Genomic DNA, 1093 nt, shown 5'->3' with positions numbered 1-1093 from the left:
TCGCGGGCGGCTGCCGGCTGAGTTGGCCCGCCGCGGGAGCTGGCTCGGTTGATCTACAGCTTCTTCGGGTGCGCCTCATCCTCCAGATATTGATGGTCGAGCAGCCATTGGACGTGCAGGTCGCCGTCGGCCGGGGCACCGGGGACGAGGGAGCCGTCCAACTGGTACTGCTGGCCGTTACCGGGCTGATCGAACCATGGACGAACCGTTCCGGTGTAGACCGAGAAGGTCTTCAGCACCCGGTAGACGTGGTAGTTGCAGCCAGCCGGATCCGTTGAGGAGTCCAGGTTGCTTGGCGGGATCGACCGGTCGGCGTAGCGGAGCCCCTTCGGCGCGAGGAATCCGCCGCCTGTCCCGCCGAACCGGTCGATTTCCTGCCCGGGAGCCAGTGACGTCACCGTCCGGATGGGAGTGCCATCCGCGTTGATCATGTATCCGTTCTGCGGTGGAAAGATCCAGTCGCCGTTGCCCGAGCGGGCGGCCGGGTTCCACCAGGTGTCCAGGAACTGCTGCCGCGGCTGACCGCCGGTCCTGTCATAGAAGAAGAGCTCTGCGCCTACCGCGCCGAACAGCGGCAGTGCTGCCGGGCCGAGCCGGCGATCGTTGTCCAGGTCGGCCGCTGAGCAGGCGTCCAGCGCGGTGATCGATATCGTCGGCGCGTTGGTGACAGCGCTGTCGCTGGCGGTGGCTGATGTGGTGCCGCCGATGACCAAAACCGCGGTCGCCAGCGAGACGACCGTTTTGCGCAATTGCACGTGTTCCTCCCCGGGGTTGCACTCGGCTGGCGCGTTGACTCCGGAGAGTAGTTCTATGATCTAGCTATCTTGCGTCGGGTCGTCGGTGCGGTGGTTCATTGCGTGTTGTCACCAGCGGTCGCGGGAACGGCGACGCTGCCCGGATGCGACCGGCCCGGATGCGACCGGCCCGGAGCGAAGCGACATGAGCACGGCGATGCGGACGGGCCGTCGGGACCATCCCGCGCCGCGCTCGTGCCGGCCTGTAGGATGCTGTACGTACCACGCGGGCGTAGTTCAGCGGCAGAACACGAGCTTCCCAAGCTTGCAACGCGGGTTCGATTCCCGTCGCCCGCTCC

General features: G+C 66.6%; 1 protein-coding gene and 1 tRNA gene. One reads left to right on the top strand and one right to left on the bottom strand.

Annotation, left to right across the window (positions count from 1 at the left end; translation table 11 throughout):
- Positions 1-53: 53 nt before the first annotated feature.
- Entirely contained in the window at positions 54-755 is a 702-nt protein-coding gene (locus MJ785_RS15510; protein ID WP_239312666.1) for a TNT domain-containing protein, read from the bottom strand.
- Between the two features lie 265 nt (positions 756-1020).
- On the opposite strand from MJ785_RS15510, the gene MJ785_RS15505 reads away from it, so the two are divergent.
- Positions 1021-1091: transfer RNA gene (locus tag MJ785_RS15505), tRNA-Gly, on the top strand.
- Positions 1092-1093 lie beyond the last annotated feature (2 nt).

It is taken from the genome of Protofrankia sp. CiT1, assembly GCF_917627335.1.
GTDB lineage: Bacteria > Actinomycetota > Actinomycetes > Frankiales > Frankiaceae > Protofrankia.
Note: the sequence above shows the minus strand (reverse complement) of the source record. Positions and strands in the feature narration are given on the sequence as shown.